The following is an 18,433-nucleotide window of genomic DNA, read 5'->3' on the forward strand; positions in this document are numbered from 1 at the left end:
GCAACAAGGCGGCGACGCAGCGCATCCCCGGGAGCGTAGATAACCAGGTGACCGGGGTGAGCGAGAAAAGCCAACGCCGTTGCAGGCCGAAATGTGCAGGCGAAAGATAAAAAAAGGCCCCTGTTAATGGCAGGGGCCTGGTACGAGCAAGCATCATATTGGGCGACATGATGCGCGGTAAAAACCGGTTATGGGCGATGCTGAACAATCATTGTCTTCATCACCGCCACTGCCTCGCCGTCCACACCATAGCGCGAATACTCATCCGCGGCGGCGTCCGACGACATGGACAATCCTGTATTGCGATAACGCATGGGCGATGGTGTCCAGATACCCGCTGAGCTGTGAACTTCTTTCACGCCTGCGTCAAGAAAACGCATCAGGTTCGCTGCACGGACACCCGCGCCAGCCATAATGATTGGAACACCTGAATGGGTATTTAGTTCCATAATTAATGAAAGACCTTTTTCTGCGCTCGCCTGTTGACCTGACGTCAGGATGCGGACAACCCCTAAATCTCTCAATTTTTCAGCGGCTTCACGCGGTTTTGCACACATATCAAAAGCGCGATGAAAAGTGACCGCCATCCCCCCTGCCGCCTCAATAATTTGTTGCATACGCGGCATATCGACATTGCCGTCCTCATCCAGCACGCCGGTTACCATTCCCGGAAAACCCAGTTCGCGGATGGACTGGATATCCTCCAGCATGGCGGCGAATTCATCGTCGCTGTAGCAAAAATCGCCCCCGCGCGGGCGTACTATCGGGTGCACAGGGATGGTGACCCGCTGACGGGCGGCTTTAAGCGTCCCGAGTGAGGGGGTAAGCCCGCCTTCTTTCGGCGCGGCGCACAGCTCAATGCGGTCCGCCCCGTTTTGCTGCGCGATCTCCGCACAGGTTGCGCTATAGCAACATATTTCCAGTAACGTCATCTCTTCTCCCTTTAAGATGCAGCATGCTCAGCATGGCACTATTTAACAACCTGCGTGCTGAGCGCCCTCACACAGTGAGATTCTATTTCTCGCTGGCGACAATCTCTTCTATCGACCAGGGGTGAAATTTGACGGTGACTTTACCATCGGTCACGGCAAGCGTGGGGTTCGGCAGGCGCTCTCGTTCACCTTTTGGCGAACTGGTCTTTACAAAAATGCCTGGCTGGCTCAACCCCTCATCCGAAAGCAGCGCCAGCGCGCGGGCATTCAGGGTTTCCGGCTCACCCGGCAGTACAATTTCGATATGCTCCCACCCCTCGTGCGGGTAACGTTTTTCCCCCGGCCACGGCAGTTCGACCACGCTAAATGCCCAGTGCGCGACCTGCACCGGTTGCGATAACCTGAACAGACAGATAGGTCGGCCATTAATAAGGGTTTCTGAGAGCAGCTCACCGCACTGTTCAAAGCCGCGACGCCAGCGTTCGGCCGTCGCGTTCTGGTGACAGCGCAAGGAGATATGGTCAGCATTGAGTTCATGAATATCCAGCCCCAGGCGGGTGACAAGGTGTGTCAGATCCTCAATGAAACGCGGGAGATCTGCAGCGATATCCTGCAGCTCGTCAATATGTTGCCAGCCAGCCATAGTTTGTTCCCATGCGATGAATTCGGGCGATACTTTACCCTGTTCTGCGCATGTCACCAACTCAGGTTATGCAGTGACATCGCCCGCGTCTGACGTCACTGCCACCCGGTTATTTGAGGTTCAGGCGAAGCCCCAGGTCGTTGGGATAGGGATTGAAATAGTTTTGTGCCAGTAAATAGTGATCAGGGTATTCACCAAGGTAATGTTTGAGCAACGTTAAGGGGGCAAGTATCGGCAGCAGCCCGGCGCGATAGTGAAGAATCACCTCCCGAAGCTCACCGCGCTGACGAGGCGTAAGTTTGCCATGAAAGTACCCCTGAATGTGCATCAATACGTTAGTGTGATTCTTGCGGGAGGCCGGGTGTTTGAGGATCGCCATCAGCTTTTCCCGGTAAGCCTCGAAAAACGCCTCCAGGTTGTCCCACTGGGAAAGTGACGCGACAAACGGCCCGATCTCGCGGTATCCCGCCTGATGATGTGCCAGCAACTGGAGTTTGTAGCGGCTGTGAAAATCGAGCAGGCTGTGACGGGTCAGACCGCGCGCCCGCAGGGTATTGAGTTCATATAACGCGAATACGCGCTCCACAAAGTTCTCGCGCAATACCGGGTCGTGCAGGCGACCGTCTTCTTCCACCGGCAGCCACGGGTACGCCGAGAGTAACGCGCCGGTGAAACGCCCCACGCCCTCTTTCCGACCTCGCCCGCCTTTTTCATCATACAGTCGCACGCGTTCCATTCCGCAACTCGGTGATTTCGCACAGACGATAAAACCGGCCAGTTCGGCAACGCGGGGCAGGTACGCCGTGGTGAAGTCATCTATTTTCTGGGTCACATCCTCATTCGGCGCCTGGCTAAAGCGCATCCGGGTCTCGCCACTGGCGGTCTGAACCAGACGCAACGCCGGGCGGGGAACGGGCAGCCCCATAGCCATCTCCGGGCAGACAGGGCTAAAGGTCACCCACTGGGCAAGTTCGTCCATCACAAACCCCATGCGCTTATGTCCGCCATCGAAACGCACGGCCGAGCCGGTCAAACAGCCGCTGATACCAATCGTCGGTTGAGTTTTCATACCCCTCTCCTTTTTATTGTGTTTTTCGGGTGAAAAAGAGCGTGACCGTTGCAACGGTAATGCCGAATTTCTTCATGGCGGTTTTGTTGAAAAGGTGTGTATCGTCCTGCAGATACAGCCAGTCATCAAAGTGTAGCAGCCAGGTTTTCCCGTCAGCCGTCACGTTCATGCTGTAACGCCAGTTAAAGGCATTGCCTGCCGCCTGACCGCGTGCGACACCGTCGATATCGCCGGCAGTCCCTTCATAGCGGCCGTTACCGGTACGCCGGATATGCCACACCCGCTGCTGTTTTTCGCCATCGTCGTACACAAAATGTTCGTTGAGTGTCAGCGTGTCGCCCACCACGTCGCCCTCTATCTCAACGTGGAAGCGGCGCAATTGTTTACCACTATAGTCCTGCACCATGCCCCAGGCTTCGGTCTTGCCCTGAAAATAGTGAAATATATCGAGCGATGGCTGTTGGCGTTGATAGTCATTTATCTCGCTACTACAGCCCGTCAGCATTAAGAGAAGTGTCAGTCCAAGTGCCAGAATGCGTTTCATTGTTCACCTCCAATAAGCTGCTGACGCAGCCTGGGGTATTGCGTATGGGGATCGAGCCAGATGGCCAGAAAGCTGATGCTGAACGCCAGGGATTGCGGTGGCCCCAGCGGGGTAAAGGCTTTTTGCGCCGCCGAAGCGCGATACCAGAACTGCCCTTGTTTATCGTGCAGAACAAACGCCAGTTGCGTGCCCGAACGGACATCCGGCCAGAGCGTTGCCAGGGTGCGTAGCCAGGCCTGACTCTGCGCTTCCCGCGTCAGAATGCCCAGCGCCAGCCACTGTTCGCGAGTCGCATCGACCAGTTCATCACGCGTGATGTCCCGCGCGTAGGTAATGATTAACGCCTGGTCCTGATCCACTGCGATATAGCGCCCCTGCGGCGTGCGCAGTTGCGAGGTATAAACGGTAAAGGGCCCCCAGGTTAACGTTGCGTCACCGCTTTTGCGCCAGTTTAGCCAGTCGGAGGCGCTCACTAAGGGAGTGGCGGCTATCAGTAATAGCAGCGCAAAGCGCAGAACTTTCATTGCCGCCTCCCCATCAATAAATGGAAAAAAAGCGCCAGTACCAGCCATCCGAGTCCGAGCCAGCTCAGCACAATAAAGTTCGGTTGCAGGAATGTAATCGCCCCCAGACGTTCACCGACATAGTAAGCAACAGGCCCGCCCAGCGTCGCCAGCAGCGCCAGCGTCCAGCCCGGCAAGGCACTGGTGTGGGTGAGTCGGGTCCAGACGACGGCAAACATCAGCCACAGCGCCACCATCCACAATGGCAGCACGCCATCTCCGCTAAAGCGGATCAATCCGGTAAGCGCCCAGAGGGCATCCAGCGAGCCGCCAGCCCCGGCCAGCACCAGCGCATATATGCGCAGCGCTGGCGCAAGCATAACGCAGGCGAGCATCGCCAGTGCGAGCCAGACGATAATGCCGCGCTCACGAAACAGCACCACCAGCGTCCAGTAAAGATCGAACGCCACGGCCATGATGAAAACCTGCAGATGGCGGTTCATACACGTTCCGCAGTCAGTTGCACCACGCTGATAGTGCGTGCATTGAAACCCGCTTCGCAGTAGCCAAAATAGTAGAGCCACATGCGGCGAAAACGCTCATCAAACCCCAGCTTTTCAATCTCTTGCCAGGCCTGAACGAAACGCTGACGCCAGTGCGCGAGGGTGCGGGCATAATCGGGCCCCATATCGAACACATTGCGCACCACAAAATCGGTATGGCGGGTCATCAGGTTGTTCATTGCCGTTATGCTCGGCAAGAAACCGCCGGGAAAGATGTAACGCTGGATAAAATCGACGCTTTTGCTGTAATCGCTGTAGCGCTGATCCTGAATGGTGATGGCCTGAATTGCCATTTTCCCGCCTGCGCGCAGGCGCGCCTGACAGGTTCGAAAGAAGGTCGGAAGATAGCGTTTTCCTACCGCTTCAATCATCTCAATCGAAACCAGTTTGTCGAACTGTCCGGTCAGGTCGCGATAGTCGCACAGCAACACCTGAACCTTATCCTGCAAGCCTGCCTGGAGAATGCGTGCCTGAGCCCACGTATACTGCTCGCGTGATAGCGTGGTGGTGGTCACCCGACAGCCATAATGACGTGCGGCATACTCCGCCATGGCCCCCCATCCGGTGCCAATCTCCAGCAGGTGATCGTCCGGCGTTAGGGCCAGTTGTTCGCACAATCGCGCCATTTTTGCCTGCTGCGCACTGGCGAGATCCTGATCGGGCGCGGTGAACAGCGCGCTGGAGTAGAGCAACTGTTCATCCAGGAAGTGGGCGTAAAAAAGATTCCCCAGATCATAGTGAGCGGCAATGTTTTCCCGCGCCTGCAGACGGTCGTTACGCCGTGTCCAGTGGCGTATCCGCTCAATCGGACGCCCGAGCAGGCGAAAGCCGCTTTCCAGTTTTCCCAGAACCTGGCTGTTGAGCGCTAAAATCTGCAACAACGGGGTAAGCTGATGCGTCTCCCACTCGCCATCCATCCAGGCTTCCGCCGCCGCAAGGCTACCACCAGTCAGTAAACGCCAGTAAACGGCCGGGGAAAGGATCTGCACCTCTGCGCGCAACGCGGCGGCAGTATCGCCAAAATGGTAAGTTTGCCCCCCCTCACGAAGCGTGAGAGACCCCACGCGTAAACCGTTCAGAAGGCGAAAGAGCATCCAGCGCGCGACGCGAGCATTACGCGGCATATCGGGTTCAAGCGCAAAGACGGGATCGGTCATGAGCGTTCACTCCTGCTGACGGGATGGTTATAAAGAGGTACGCGCTTAAGCCACAGACGCAGCGCCTGCCAATAAATGGTCATCACGGTCTTGAGCGTCATGAGCGGAAGACGCAACAGCAAGGACGTGAGTGCAGCGCGCGTTAATGGGCGCCGGGTCAGACGCAACGTGGCGTCGAAGACCTTCGCCTCTTGATGGTTTTCGATATGCATATGCAACGTTTTTCCGGGACGGTTAAAGCGCCAGTGATAGACCATATCCATCGGATTAAACGGGGAAACGTGGAACGCTTTTTCCAGCGGGCGGGCATTCTGTCCGTCAACGGCATAGTAATGTCGTTCATTCCAGGGCGTATTGCGCACCTCGGCCAGCACCCAACACAGAACGTCTTGCTGGTCGTAGCAGTAATAGAAATTGACCGGGTTAAAATGAAAGCCGAAATAGCGCAGTTGAGTGAGCAACATCACCCGCCCCTGCGGACGCTCGCCGGTCAGATTTTCCAGCCGTTCGAGAACTTTCGCCTTAAGCGGCGATCCCAGCGGATAATCCTCGTCATAAAAGGCGGCGGCAGCAAAACGGTTACGACGAATGCCTGACATCGGGAGTGCGTCCAGCTCATCCAGATCGAGCCAGGCCATAAATACGCGATAGTTGAAATGGTGCTCACGGGGCAGAAGACGCCGATGGCGTAAAACGCCTTCATAAAGACAACTGTTCATGTTACTGGCCCTCCCCATGCGCGATGCCCTGCACCACATCGAGCGCGCTGCGAACACCATCCTCATGAAAGCCGTTGTACCAGTAAGCGCCGCAGAACCAGCTACGCTGACGGCCATTAATCTCACCCCGCCGCGCCTGTGCCTGCCAGCTTTGTGGGTTAAGCAGCGGGTGCTCATAAACAAAGCGTTTCCAGACGTAGAGCTCATCAACGGGCTTGTCCGGGTTCAATGTTACGCAGAATAAAGGCGCTTCCTTTGGCAGCCCTTGCAGGATATTCATGTTGTAGGTCACACACGCGCTGGCCTGATCCTGCTCACTCAGGCGGTAGTTCCAGCTTGCCCAGGCACGCTCACGTTCCGGGAGCCAGCGTCGGTCACTGTGCAAGACCACCTCGTTACGCTGCCAGCCGATACCGCCGAGAATCTCTGTTTCCGCAACCGTGGGATCGGCAAGCATCGCCAGCGCCTGTGCGGAGTGGCAGGCAAAAATAACGTGGTCAAACGTAGAGGTCGCATCGGCAAGTTGGATTTCCACCCCCTTATCATGGCGGGTAACACTCTGCACCGGCGTATTGAGATGCAGCGTCAGGCGGTCGCCGAGTTTGGCGAGCATGGTGCGGATATACTCACGCGAACCGCCGGGTACCACATACCACTGCGGGCGATGGGTTACATCCAGCAGTCCATGATTCTCAAAGAAGCGCAGAAACAGTGGCAACGGGAAACGCCGCATCTCTTGCAGGGACGATGACCAGATGGCCGCCCCCATCGGCAGAATGTAGTGGCGGGCAAAAAAGGCGCTGAACCGGTGCTCATCGAGAAAGCTTTGCAGTGTGGCTTTCTCATCTACCTTGCCCGCGAGAGCCTGTTTTGCCTGGCGGTTAAAACGCACGATATCGCTGAGCAGATGCCAGAAAGATGGGTTAATGAGATTTCGGCGCTGGGCAAACAGCGAAGCAAGGGTGTGACCGTTATACTCCAGCCCACTTTGCGGATTGTGGACGGAAAAACTCATTTGCGTCTTCTGCCCGGCAATACCCAGTTCGCTGAGCAACCCCATAAAACGCGGATAGGTGCGATCGTTGTAGACGATAAAACCGGTATCAATGGCCCATGTCCCCTGTGGCGTGGCGACATCCACTGTAGCCGTATGCCCGCCGGGCGTGGCTTGTGCTTCAAATAGCGTCACCTTGTGATGACCGGCCAGCCGCCATGCACAGGTCAGCCCTGCAATGCCGCTACCAATAATTGCAATGTTCATGGCCGTACCATCCTGCGCAAGAATGCCCGCTGCACAACCGCGGGAAGAGAGGAGAGCGCGCGCAACAGCAACCCAAAAGCGCCCGGAAATGCGATATGTGTTTTGCCCTTTGCGAGACCGCGACGAATCGCCGTTACCGCCTGCCCGACGCTCACCTGACCAGGCATAGAAAAATCGTTTTTACGGGTCAGCGGGGTGTCGACAAAGCCCGGCGAGACCACGGTGACAGCGATCCCTTTCGGCTCCCAGTCCAGGCGCAAACTGTCAGCAAACCAACTGAGCGCAGCTTTTGACGCGCCATAGGCTTCGGCGCGGGGAAATGGCAGCCAGTGCGCCATCGAACTGACCAGTACAACGCGACTTCCGGGTTTAAGCTGTGTCTGGAGCGCGGCAAGACAGTTCACCGGGCCAAGAAAATTGGTGCTCATCACCCGTTCGACAAGAGCGGCATCCACCACCCCGTGCTCCAGATATTCGCAGGTGCCCGCACAAAGAATAACCAGATCGGCAGAACACCCTTCCAGCGCCTGGCGACAGGCGTCCCTGTCTGTCATATCGAACAGGCGCAGACGAATGTTAGGGCTATGCTGCTGTAGCGCCTCCAGACGCGATGGATCGCGCCCGCAGGCAATGACGAGGTAGCCATCGGCGGCGAAGGATTTAGCAAGCCCCTCGCCAATACCCGAACTGGCACCCGTGATAAGCACCGTTTTCATGCGCGGACCCTCTTTTTCACACCGCGGACCGCCCAGCCCAGTACAGGAAGATGCTCATACAGCATCTCCCCGGCGTCGTAAAAATCACGCTGATGTAAGACGTGCTCCCCCTGTACTTCCACGACCGAACAGCCTGGCAGCGTGAGGGGTTCGTTCCCACGGATATGCGGATGCGACCAGTGCATAGTCCAGGTCACCGCAAAACGCTGACCATCACAAAGCGGGGGATCAATAGAGAAACGGCACTGTTCAACGTTCGCCAGCAGATGGGTGAAGTAACGATGGATAGCAACGAATCCGTGATGCTCGCCAAACGGATCCTGCAACACAGCATCGGGATGATAGAGCGCGCTCAGCGCCGACGGCGGCTGGCTGTCCAGTTCAGCGTAGTAATGAATAAACCGATCAATGACGGACTGCATGGTGCTCATGGGTCTTACCCTTTCCGTTGACAAAACGCGGCTATCGCTCGATCTAAAACTTACACAATTAATTATATTTGTCCAAGTTTGTTGCAAAAATATTTTACAAACCATTAAATATCAACAAATTAATGCGATTAATTTTGTGCTTAATTTGAGGAAAAGGCGTAACCGTCCAGGTCGCTATGTAGCGACCATGAACACAAGCAGAAGAGAGGATCTAGAGGGTAATAACGTCGAGGGAATTGACCTGCGATTGCCACAGTTCAATCTGTTTTTTACGCGCGGCCGATAACTTACCGCTGGTGACCAGCAACCATTTTCTTGTCGGCAAAATCTCCGGCGCCAGCATTGCAGGCGGAACCGGAAGGATATCGATGCGATGCCCCTGCCCGGTCAGCCGCAACGCTTCAAGCCAGATTTCACAAGGGTCGGTCAGATGCCAGCCGGTGATAAGATAATTATCGCCTGGCGCGCGCTTATCCCCTTCAAGGCAAAACGAGGTGTAGGAGATAATAATGCCGTCGAGGATTTCACGTAGTGTCATCATTGCCGCAATATTGGCGGACATTTTACTGCGCAACGGGCGCAACACTTCCGTGACCAGTTCCGGGCGAGGATACTCGCGTCCGGAGTCGTAAATAAGCTGTCGCAGAGAGTCAATCTTCCCCTCTTTCAGCCGTGAAAGCATATTCTCTTGCAGGGTGACCCAGTTGTTCGTTCGCCGCATCTCTGGCCTTGCCAGCAGCGGCTTAACCTGGCTAACAGGCACCCCTTTTTTCACCCAGTCGAGAATTTTAAGCGCCTGTTGCACGTCGTCATCGTTGTAAAGCCGGTGCCCACCTTCCGTGCGCATCGGTTTGAGCAGACCGTAGCGGCGCTGCCAGGCGCGTAGTGTGGTCGCCGTTATCCCGCAAAGCCGGGCAAATTCGCCAATGGAATAAGTCATAGTACGCTCAAAGAAATAAACTCTTCTTACTATACTACGGATAAATCCCCCACGCAGGATAGCGAGTAAGATCAGGCGCCTGGCGTTTCGGATGAGGGGGCTGAAAACATGTCCATGATCGAATGTGTTAAGCGTTCATCCGGGCGCTAACAGGCCACGCTTTTTGACGTGAACCACCGGGTTACGGTGCTGACGCCTGCGGGCATTTGCAGTATACTCCCGCCTTTCATAATCAACACCCGGACGCGGCCTGCCCTTATGTGCCGCGTCATCAATGTAAGGTATCCCGGTGAATATTCAGGCTCTACTCTCAGAAAAAGTCGGTCAGGCGCTCATTGCCGCAGGTGCGGATGCGGATTGCGAACCGCAGGTCCGCCAGTCTGCAAAAGTCCAGTTCGGCGATTATCAGGCTAATGGCGTGATGGCAATTGCCAAAAAATTGGGCATGGCACCGCGACAACTGGCCGAGAAGGTACTGACTCATCTCGATCTCAGCGGGATCGCCAGCAAAGTGGAAATCGCCGGACCTGGCTTTATCAATATCTTCCTGGCCCCGGAGTTTCTGGCAGACCAGGTAAGCCTGGCGTTGCAGTCCGACCGTCTGGGCATCACGAAGCCGCAGGCACAAACCATCGTTGTCGATTATTCAGCGCCGAACGTGGCGAAAGAGATGCACGTTGGCCACCTGCGTTCAACCATCATCGGCGATGCATCCGTGCGAACCCTGGAGTTCCTCGGTCATAACGTGATCCGCGCGAACCACGTGGGTGACTGGGGTACCCAGTTCGGTATGCTGATTGCCTGGCTGGAGCTGCAACAGCAGCAAAACGCGGGTGAAATGGCGCTGGCGGATCTTGAAGGTTTCTACCGCGAAGCCAAAAAGCATTACGACGAAGATGAAGCCTTCGCCGAGCGCGCCCGTAGCTACGTCGTGAAACTGCAAGGTGGCGATGAATATTTCCTGCAGATGTGGCGCAAACTGGTCGACATCACCATGTCCCAGAATCAGATGACCTATGACCGCCTGAACGTTACCCTGACGCGTAAAGACGTGATGGGCGAAAGCCTGTATAACTCAATGCTGCCGGGGATCGTGGCCGATCTGAAAGCCAAAGGGCTGGCAGTGGAGAGCGAAGGCGCAACCGTGGTGTTCCTGGACGAGTTCAAGAACAAAGAAGGCGAGCCGATGGGTGTGATCATCCAGAAGAAAGATGGCGGCTACCTCTATACCACCACCGACATTGCCTGTGCCAAATACCGTTATGAAACGCTGCATGCAGACCGTGTGCTTTACTACATCGACTCCCGTCAGCATCAGCACCTGATGCAGGCCTGGACTATCGTGCGTAAGGCCGGTTATATACCGGAGTCTGTTTCTCTCGAACACCATATGTTCGGCATGATGCTGGGTAAAGACGGCAAGCCGTTCAAAACCCGTGCGGGCGGCACGGTGAAACTGGCTGATCTGCTTGATGAGGCGCTGGAGCGTGCCCGTCGTCTGGTGGCCGAGAAGAACCCGGATATGCCAGCAGACGAGCTGGAAAAACTGGCTAATGCCGTAGGTATCGGCGCGGTGAAATACGCGGATCTTTCCAAAAGCCGTACCACCGATTATGTCTTCGACTGGGACAATATGCTGGCGTTTGAAGGTAACACCGCGCCGTATATGCAATACGCTTACACTCGCGTACTGTCAGTGTTCCGTAAAGCGGATATCGACGAAAGCGCCCTTCTTGCCGCGAAGGTGGTGATCAGCGAAGATCGCGAAGCCCAGTTGGCCGCACGCCTGATGCAGTTTGAAGAGACGTTGAATGTGGTTGCCCGTGAAGGGACACCGCACGTGATGTGTGCCTATCTGTACGATCTGGCCGGTCTGTTCTCTGGCTTCTATGAACATTGTCCGATTCTGAGCGCCGGGAATGAAGAAGTTCGCAACAGCCGCCTGAAACTGGCGCTGCTGACTGCGAAGACGCTGAAACTGGGTCTGGATACGCTCGGTATCGAAACCATCGAACGTATGTAAATCGACGGTCTGTAAAAAAACCCGGCAAATGCCGGGTTTTGTTTTTATATCGCCATGCATGATAAAGATGCCCTCATCCCCCAGGGAGAGGGCCAGGGGTATATGCAGCTCAGGTGGTGGGTTCCGTTCCCCTTTATAATCCCCGCGGCCCCGCAAAGAAAGCGGTGCTTCGCACTGTGTTCGCCTCCCGCCCCGCTGCCTGCGGTCGGGAAAAGAGGTCAGCCCTGGCTAAAAAAGGTCGAAAACGTTCACAGCATTACCGACCGCACCAAGCGTATCCCCGGCAAGCTTTACGCCGCCGGGGAAACTTAGAAATACTTACGCAGATACTCGGTCAGACACAGCATCGCCATGGCCTGACCATACGGCATAGAGGTCAGCGGGATCTGGCGGTAGAAATCGAGATTGCTGCCCATGCCGGTACCGAATGAGACCTGCAGCAATTCGCCTTCAGGTGAGATATTCTTCACCACCGCTTTGATCGCTTTCTCAGCAACCTGCGCATATTCCTGGCCAACATAACGCTTACGTACCGCTTTCAGAATACCGTAGGCAAAACCGGCGGTTGCCGACGCCTCAAGATAGGATGTCGGATCGTCGAGCAGCGTATGCCACAGCCCGCTGTCGTCCTGGCATTTCGCCAGCGCAGCGATTTGTGCGTTCAACACCTGTACCAGATAACGGCGTACCGCATTGTTTGCCGGTAAATCCACCAGCTCCAGGAAATCCGGGATCACGATGGTCAGCCAGCTATTGCCGCGCGCCCAACGCGCATGCGCGAAGTTATGGCAACCTTCGTAGTTCCAGCCGTGGAACCACAGGCCTGTCTCCCTGTCCATCAGGTTCTGCACGTGCAGCAGGAACTGATAGGTCGCCTCTTCCACATACTCAGGACGGTTAAGCAGCTTACCGATTTTCGCCAGCGGCAGAACAGTCATCATCAGGGTGTCATCCCACATCTGCTGATGGTTCTCTTCTGCCAGAGTGATGTGTTGCATACCGCCGTGATCCGTACGCGGCATCTCATTCATCGCCCACTCAGCCCAGGTCTCCAGCCACGGCAGGAAAGCCGGATTCCGGGTCTCTTCGTAGCGATACGCCAGCGTCAGGAACGGTGCCATGGTGTTTACGTTCTTGGTCGTCGCGCCTTCGGCAAAACGGTCAGCGAACCAGCTATCAATCACGTCACGCACCGTCTGGTCACCCGTCTGCTGGTAATACTGATACATACCGTACAGACCGACGCCGTGGGTCCATTCCCAGCCCGCCCAACCTTTGGTGTCAATCACACGCCCGTCGTCAAGCCGTAGTAAAAACTCGCCGGTGGTGTCGTGAATATTGACCAGATTATGCGTGATCTTCTGAATCAATGATTTCAGCTCGTCGCGGGCGATAAAACGCTCTGGCTGACAAAGTAACGGGCTATGTTTGACAGGCCAAACCTTCATATTCTTAACCTCAGTTGTAAGTCGATTTCAGTGACGCGTTTTCTTTCAGGGAAGGCGCGGCAGGTTTATTACGATTCAGGTAGCCGATATTGTTGTTGCCCCACAGGGACTCAAACGGCATGCCGGCCAGCATCTCAACGGTGGCACGCGCTTGTGGCGTTGCGCTTTCCGGAATTACACGACCGGACTCACGCATTTTGGCCGTCTCTTCACGCAGAACGCTGTGGGTTTTCAGGTTCAGTTTGAAACGCAGAGAGACCAGGAAACCGCAGGCCAGCACCAGCAAGGTACCAAAGCACATGATCATCAGGATGGTATGGCTCACTTCCGGCACCTGCGTTTTCTGGCCGGAAACAAACCCGGAAGCCTGCATCACAATCCCCACCAGCATGACCGCACCGGCCTGAGAGGCTTTACGGGTCAGGGTCATAATGCCCGCGAAGATCCCTTCACGACGCTGGCCGGTAACCACTTCATCGATATCCGCGATATAGGTATAGGTGTTCCAGGGTACGTAGTTGATACCACCACGGCCCAGACCGGCAACGGCAGACACCAGCAGCAACAAGGCATAGATGTCGCTCAGACCCGCCCAGTAGAGGATGGCGAAAGACGCCGCGCTCAGACCAAACAGCACCACCACCATGCGATAAGACGGCGCCGGTCCAAAACGGATGCACAGCGGGATCATGGCGATAACGGCGATAAACTGGAAGATAGCCATGGTGCCCAGCAAGTTAGACGCGACAGACGCTTCCTGCATCAGAACGAAAACAACATAGTAGGTAAAGACGGCGTTAAAGACGTCCTGTGCGATATAGCCGCCCAGGTACATCCCAAGGTGCTGACGGAATATCTTGATGCGCAGCGTTGAGCTCAGCTCAACAAACAGGCGAGGCAGGCTCTGCCCCAGGGTCAGGTGTTTTTTCTCAGCTTCGGCACGCAGCGCGGCTTCGGTCCACGCTTCACGCGGACGCTCCCAGGTAAAGCACCAGACAAAAGTCAGCATCAGTGCGCACAGTACAGAGAACACCAGGCTTGCGTAGAAGAAAGAGATTGGGTTGTCTTTACCGAAGTGGGCCAGCAGCAGACCCGGCAGGAACGAGGCGAGGATAGCGGACATCTGCGCCATCGAGATACGCGCGCCGGAGAATTTGGTTTTCTGTTTGAAATCATCGGTCATTTCCGGCACCAGCGTTTCGTACGGCACCAGGATCATGGTATAGACCACATCAAACAGCAGGTATGTCAGCAGGTAATACCAGAAACTCATGTCACCTACCCACATAATGGAGTAGCTGAACACACAGGGGATGCCTAACAGAATAAAGAACTTACGGCGCCCAAAGCGTTTACCCAGCCAGGTAGAGCCGAAGTTATCGGTTAAAAAGCCCATCAATGGACTCACCACCGCATCCAGTACTCTGGCAGCCGCAAAAATAAACGTCGCTTCGATAGGCGTCAGGCCACAGAATGTGGTGTAGAAATAGAGTAGCCATGCGGCGGTAAGTGCTGTTGTGCCCGCCCCCAGGAAGTCGCCCGAACCATAGGCGAGGTAGTTAACCAATCCAATTTTACGTGTTTTCATTGCCGTTAACCCTGTTTATTAGTGAGGGACCTCTGGCAATCCGGCTTCGCCAAAGGTAATGCTTACACGGCTAAAGTAAGAGTATGTGCTTTGGGATACCTTTCTGTTTCTGCCACGACCGGGAGGCAAATGGCAAAAATACAAAGAGTGCCGCAACGCGCTTCACTGATTTATAAAACAGTGTTTCTTTTGGTTCAAAAGGCAGGGTCATAATTTGCGAGCCAGCCATCAGATTCCCGAGGGAAATGGCGATGGCTGGTGAAAAGACGAGCGGCTAGCGGTAGTTAACGATAACCTGGATACTGCGAACATTGAGGGCGGGAATCAATCTTCCACCGCCGGGCACTTCCCAGATAAAGCGTAACGGCTCAATCGCGGGCACATCGGCGAAGGCGACAGTGGTTCCACTCTGGGCATCGAGTTGCACACAGCGTGTCTGGCTACACAAGCGTGTATTTAATCCCGCAGGCGTCGGGCCGTTTAGCTCATAACGCCATGAAACTACTGTCATCAGGCCATTGACCGGCTGCGACGGGGCAAGAACACGCGATGACATGGCCTGCCCACGATTGCTGAGGATGACCCCGATATTGCTTGCCTGCCATGCGCCGTTTCCGGCGGCATGGACAAACAAAGGCAACGCGAGAAATAACCCGGCAAGCTTACGCATTATTTGCCTCCGATGGTCGCCGTCATCCGAATCGGACGGTTATCTGACATTTCCATGTTCGACAACACCACCAGTTGCGGCAGGCTGCGACGCAGGAAGCGAGACAACAACGGACGCAACGCATGGTTGACCAGCAGTACCGGCGGCGCGCCAAGCATCTCCTGACGCTGCAATGCTTCCTGGGTTTGCTCAAGTAAACGATCGGCAAGGCCCGGCTCCAGCCCACCGCCGCCTTGCAATGCCTGTAGCAACAGGCGCTCCAGCGGCGTATCAAGGCCAATAACCTGCACTTCGCCACTGCCAGGGAACCACTGCTGCGTAATCGCACGGCCCAGCGCCACGCGAACAACCGTGGTCAGTTCGTACGGATCGGTTTGCAGCGGAGCGTGTTCTGCCAGCGTCTCCAGAATGGTGCGCATATCGCGGATCGGCACTTTTTCTGCCAGCAGGTTTTGCAGCACTTTATGCAGCGTTGTCAGCGTAACAACTCCCGGCACCAGATCTTCGGTGAGTTTCGGCATTTCCTGCGTCACGCGGTCAAGCAGTTGTTGTGCTTCCTGACGCCCAAACAGCTCCGGCGCAAACTGACCGATCACGTGGTTCAGGTGCGTTGCGACAACCGTACTGGCCTCCACCACGGTGAAGCCCTGGATCTGCGCCTGCTCTTTGAGGGCGCTCTCAATCCAGATAGCCGCCAGGCCAAAGGCCGGATCGACAGTCTGTTCCCCTGGTAACGAACCTGCTGCGGTCCCCGGGTTAATCGCCAGCCAGCGCCCCGGATAGGCATCACCGCTCCCCACTTCCACCCCTTTCATCAGAATGCGGTAACGGGCTGGCGGCAAGTCCATGTTGTCACGAATATGCACCACCGGCGGCAGGAACCCCATGTCCTGGGCGAATTTTTTACGAATACTGCGGATACGTCCCAACAGTTCGCCATCCTGCTGGAAATCCACCATCGGAATCAGGCGATAGCCCACTTCCATGCCCAGTGAATCTTCCAGTTGCACATCATTCCAGGTGGCTTCCACCGCCTGGTTGTTTTCTGGCATCTTGATTGGCGTCGCTTCCGCCGGCGCCTTCTCTTCTTTACCGCGCAGCCACCAGGCCAGCGCCAGCAGACCCACGGTGAAAAGCAGGAAGACAAAGTTCGGCATACCTGGGACCAGGCCAAACAGACCCAGTACCGCGGCACTGAGCACCATTACGCGTGGGTTAGTAAACAACTGGCTAACCATCTGCTGGCCAACATCTTCATCGTTTGCCACGCGGGTCACGATAACACCCGCTGCGGTGGAGATAACCAGCGCCGGGATCTGTGCCACCAGACCATCACCGATGGTCAACAGGGTATAACTTTGCGCCGCATCGCCCATCGACAGGCCATGCTGCAATACGCCCACCAGCAGGCCGCCGACGATGTTGATAACCATGATCAGGATGCCCGCGACGGCGTCACCGCGCACAAACTTACTCGCACCGTCCATGGAGCCGTAGAAGTCAGCTTCCTGGGTCACATCAGAACGACGACGTTTCGCCTCATCTTCACCGATAAGACCGGCGTTAAGGTCGGCGTCGATCGCCATCTGTTTACCCGGCATCCCGTCCAGTACGAAACGTGCGCCCACTTCCGCGATACGCCCCGCACCTTTGGTGATAACCATAAAGTTGATGATAACGAGGATGATGAACACCACGATACCGATGGCAAAGTTACCGCCAACAAGGAAGTGACCAAAGGCTTCAACCACTCTCCCCGCTGCCGCCGTGCCGGTATGGCCTTCCAGCAGAATGATACGGGTAGAAGCAACGTTCAGCGCCAGGCGCAGCAACGTGGTAAACAGCAACACGGTGGGGAATGCCGCGAACTCGAGGGTTTTCTGGGTGAACATCGCCACCAGAAGCACCATAATCGAGAGCGCAATGTTGAAGGTAAAAAGCAGGTCGAGCACGAATGCCGGCAACGGCAAAACCATCATCGACAGAATCAACAAAATCAGGACGGGACCCGCCAGAATTTGCCATTGTGTTGATTTCAGGTTGCCAGGCAGACGCAACATTGCCACCAGATTAGCCATCAGTGTCCTTCTCGTTCATAAAATCCAGCGACTCTGGCACTGGGAGATTTTCAGGTCTGGCCGGGCGTTTGCCACCGGCCAAATTCCAGCGTTTCAATTGCCATACCCAGGCTAAAACCTCAGCCACGGCCGAGTAAAGCTGGCCTGGGATCTGCTGACCGATTTCAGCATGACGGTACAGGGCGCGCGCCAGCGGCGGCGCCTCAAGAATCGGAATACGGTTTTCGCTGCCGATTTCACGAATACGCAGCGCAATCAAACCAGAACCCTTCGCAATCACCTTTGGCGCACTCATTTTATTCTCGTCATATTGCAGTGCGACGGAGTAGTGCGTCGGGTTCGTTACAATCACATCGGCTTTCGGTACATCTGCCATCATACGACGGCGTGCCGCGGCACGTTGTAGCTGGCGGATACGCCCCTTAACATGCGGGTCACCCTCCTGCTGTTTAAATTCATCACGGATATCCTGTTTGGACATGCGCAATTTTTTCAGGTGGCTGTAGATCTGCCAGAAGACGTCGAACCCCACCATCGGGATTATCGACAGCACGACCAACAGGCAACACATCCCGGCCAGATTCAGCGCGCTGGCCATCGCAGTGACCGGCGCTTCCATCATCAGGCGCATGATTTCCGGCCATTTATGCCACAGATAAAAGGCGGCCACGCTGCCCATCAGGGCCGTTTTCATGATGGCCTTGACCAGTTCCGCCACGACCTGCGCTGAAAACAGGCGCTTAATACCACTCAACGGGTTAATTTTGGAAAAATTAAACTGTACCGATTTTCCGCTTAATACCAGTCCACCCAGTACCGGGGGAGCAGCCAGCGCCACCAGCACCACACCAGTCACCAGCGGCAATAGCGCCAGCACGGCATTTTTGAGCAACTCGATGAGATGCCCAAGGATCATTTTTTGGTCATTGATAATGCCATGATCAAAACGTAATCCCGACGACATGATGCCCGACAGTTTGCGGGCAAACGCGTCCCCACCCATCCAGAGCACGCCCACCCCAACAAAGAGCATCAATATTGATGTCAGCTCTTTCGATCGGGGAACTTGCCCTTCCTCACGGGCCTTCTCTTTTCGGTGGGGTGTGGGGGCTTCTGTTTTGTCGTCGCTATCGTCTGCCACGGCTCAA

Annotated in this window: 18 protein-coding genes; 1 reads left to right on the top strand and 17 read right to left on the bottom strand. The window is 55.7% G+C overall.

Translation table 11 applies throughout. From position 1 onward, the window contains the following. Window positions 1-188 precede the first annotated feature (188 nt). The 12 genes from cutC to ABU190_RS08205 form a co-directional block, all read right to left on the bottom strand. Window positions 189-932, bottom strand: a complete 744-nt coding sequence (gene cutC, locus ABU190_RS08150; protein ID WP_354690983.1) for a copper homeostasis protein CutC — start codon at window positions 930-932, stop codon at window positions 189-191. Between the two features lie 82 nt (window positions 933-1,014). Then, entirely contained in the window at window positions 1,015-1,575 is a 561-nt protein-coding gene (locus ABU190_RS08155; RefSeq protein ID WP_354690984.1) for a VOC family protein, read from the bottom strand. Between the two features lie 109 nt (window positions 1,576-1,684). Then, on the bottom strand, window positions 1,685-2,644 hold the full coding sequence (locus ABU190_RS08160) for a DUF523 and DUF1722 domain-containing protein (RefSeq protein ID WP_039078710.1): 960 nt from the start codon (window positions 2,642-2,644) through the stop codon (window positions 1,685-1,687). A 13-nt stretch (window positions 2,645-2,657) separates the two neighbouring features. After that, complete coding sequence (locus ABU190_RS08165) at window positions 2,658-3,188, bottom strand: DUF3833 domain-containing protein (protein WP_354690985.1); 531 nt, start codon at window positions 3,186-3,188, stop codon at window positions 2,658-2,660. Then, the gene (locus tag ABU190_RS08170) at window positions 3,185-3,703 is read right to left on the bottom strand and encodes a hypothetical protein (RefSeq protein ID WP_354691201.1); all 519 of its coding nucleotides are present in this window, start codon (window positions 3,701-3,703) and stop codon (window positions 3,185-3,187) included. The genes ABU190_RS08165 and ABU190_RS08170 overlap by 4 nt, the downstream gene beginning before the upstream one ends. A gap of 5 nt (window positions 3,704-3,708) precedes the next feature. Further along, the gene (locus ABU190_RS08175; protein ID WP_125124971.1) at window positions 3,709-4,194 is read right to left on the bottom strand and encodes a DUF2878 domain-containing protein; all 486 of its coding nucleotides are present in this window, start codon (window positions 4,192-4,194) and stop codon (window positions 3,709-3,711) included. Further along, the gene (locus ABU190_RS08180) at window positions 4,191-5,411 is read right to left on the bottom strand and encodes a cyclopropane-fatty-acyl-phospholipid synthase family protein (protein WP_354690986.1); all 1,221 of its coding nucleotides are present in this window, start codon (window positions 5,409-5,411) and stop codon (window positions 4,191-4,193) included. Before ABU190_RS08180 ends, ABU190_RS08175 begins: the two co-directional genes overlap by 4 nt. Next, entirely contained in the window at window positions 5,408-6,130 is a 723-nt protein-coding gene (locus ABU190_RS08185; RefSeq protein ID WP_354690987.1) for a DUF1365 domain-containing protein, read from the bottom strand. Before ABU190_RS08185 ends, ABU190_RS08180 begins: the two co-directional genes overlap by 4 nt. 1 nt (window position 6,131) lies before the next feature. After that, entirely contained in the window at window positions 6,132-7,391 is a 1,260-nt protein-coding gene (locus ABU190_RS08190) for an FAD-dependent oxidoreductase (protein ID WP_354690988.1), read from the bottom strand. Beyond that, window positions 7,388-8,107, bottom strand: coding sequence for an SDR family NAD(P)-dependent oxidoreductase (locus ABU190_RS08195; RefSeq protein WP_354690989.1), 720 nt, complete (start codon window positions 8,105-8,107; stop codon window positions 7,388-7,390). Before ABU190_RS08195 ends, ABU190_RS08190 begins: the two co-directional genes overlap by 4 nt. Beyond that, entirely contained in the window at window positions 8,104-8,538 is a 435-nt protein-coding gene (locus ABU190_RS08200) for a nuclear transport factor 2 family protein (RefSeq protein WP_296439007.1), read from the bottom strand. The genes ABU190_RS08195 and ABU190_RS08200 overlap by 4 nt, the downstream gene beginning before the upstream one ends. A gap of 211 nt (window positions 8,539-8,749) precedes the next feature. Beyond that, window positions 8,750-9,478 carry a MerR family transcriptional regulator gene (locus ABU190_RS08205; RefSeq protein WP_039078702.1) on the bottom strand — a complete coding sequence of 243 codons (729 nt, stop codon included), beginning with the start codon at window positions 9,476-9,478 and terminating at the stop codon, window positions 8,750-8,752. Between the two features lie 289 nt (window positions 9,479-9,767). Between ABU190_RS08205 and argS the strand changes: the two genes are divergently transcribed. Next, window positions 9,768-11,501 (top strand): arginine--tRNA ligase, encoded by a 1,734-nt coding sequence (gene argS, locus ABU190_RS08210; protein ID WP_354690990.1) that lies wholly within the window; start codon window positions 9,768-9,770, stop codon window positions 11,499-11,501. A 308-nt stretch (window positions 11,502-11,809) separates the two neighbouring features. Here the strand turns inward: argS and ABU190_RS08215 are convergent, their stop codons facing one another. The 5 genes from ABU190_RS08215 to flhB form a co-directional block, all read right to left on the bottom strand. Then, a complete protein-coding gene (locus ABU190_RS08215; RefSeq protein ID WP_079496736.1) occupies window positions 11,810-12,949 on the bottom strand; it encodes a glycoside hydrolase family 105 protein in 1,140 nt (379 codons plus the stop codon). Window positions 12,950-12,959: 10 nt separating this feature from the next. Continuing rightward, complete coding sequence (locus ABU190_RS08220; RefSeq protein WP_354690991.1) at window positions 12,960-14,537, bottom strand: MFS transporter; 1,578 nt, start codon at window positions 14,535-14,537, stop codon at window positions 12,960-12,962. 274 nt (window positions 14,538-14,811) lie between these two features. Continuing rightward, window positions 14,812-15,207 (bottom strand): flagellar protein FlhE, encoded by a 396-nt coding sequence (locus ABU190_RS08225; protein ID WP_354690992.1) that lies wholly within the window; start codon window positions 15,205-15,207, stop codon window positions 14,812-14,814. After that, window positions 15,207-17,285 (bottom strand): flagellar biosynthesis protein FlhA, encoded by a 2,079-nt coding sequence (flhA, locus tag ABU190_RS08230; protein ID WP_354690993.1) that lies wholly within the window; start codon window positions 17,283-17,285, stop codon window positions 15,207-15,209. Before flhA ends, ABU190_RS08225 begins: the two co-directional genes overlap by 1 nt. Then, a complete protein-coding gene (flhB, locus tag ABU190_RS08235) occupies window positions 17,278-18,426 on the bottom strand; it encodes a flagellar biosynthesis protein FlhB (RefSeq protein ID WP_039078696.1) in 1,149 nt (382 codons plus the stop codon). The genes flhA and flhB overlap by 8 nt, the downstream gene beginning before the upstream one ends. Window positions 18,427-18,433 lie beyond the last annotated feature (7 nt).

Source organism: Phytobacter sp. RSE-02 (genome assembly GCF_040578655.1).
Taxonomy (GTDB): Bacteria; Pseudomonadota; Gammaproteobacteria; order Enterobacterales; family Enterobacteriaceae; genus Phytobacter; species Phytobacter diazotrophicus.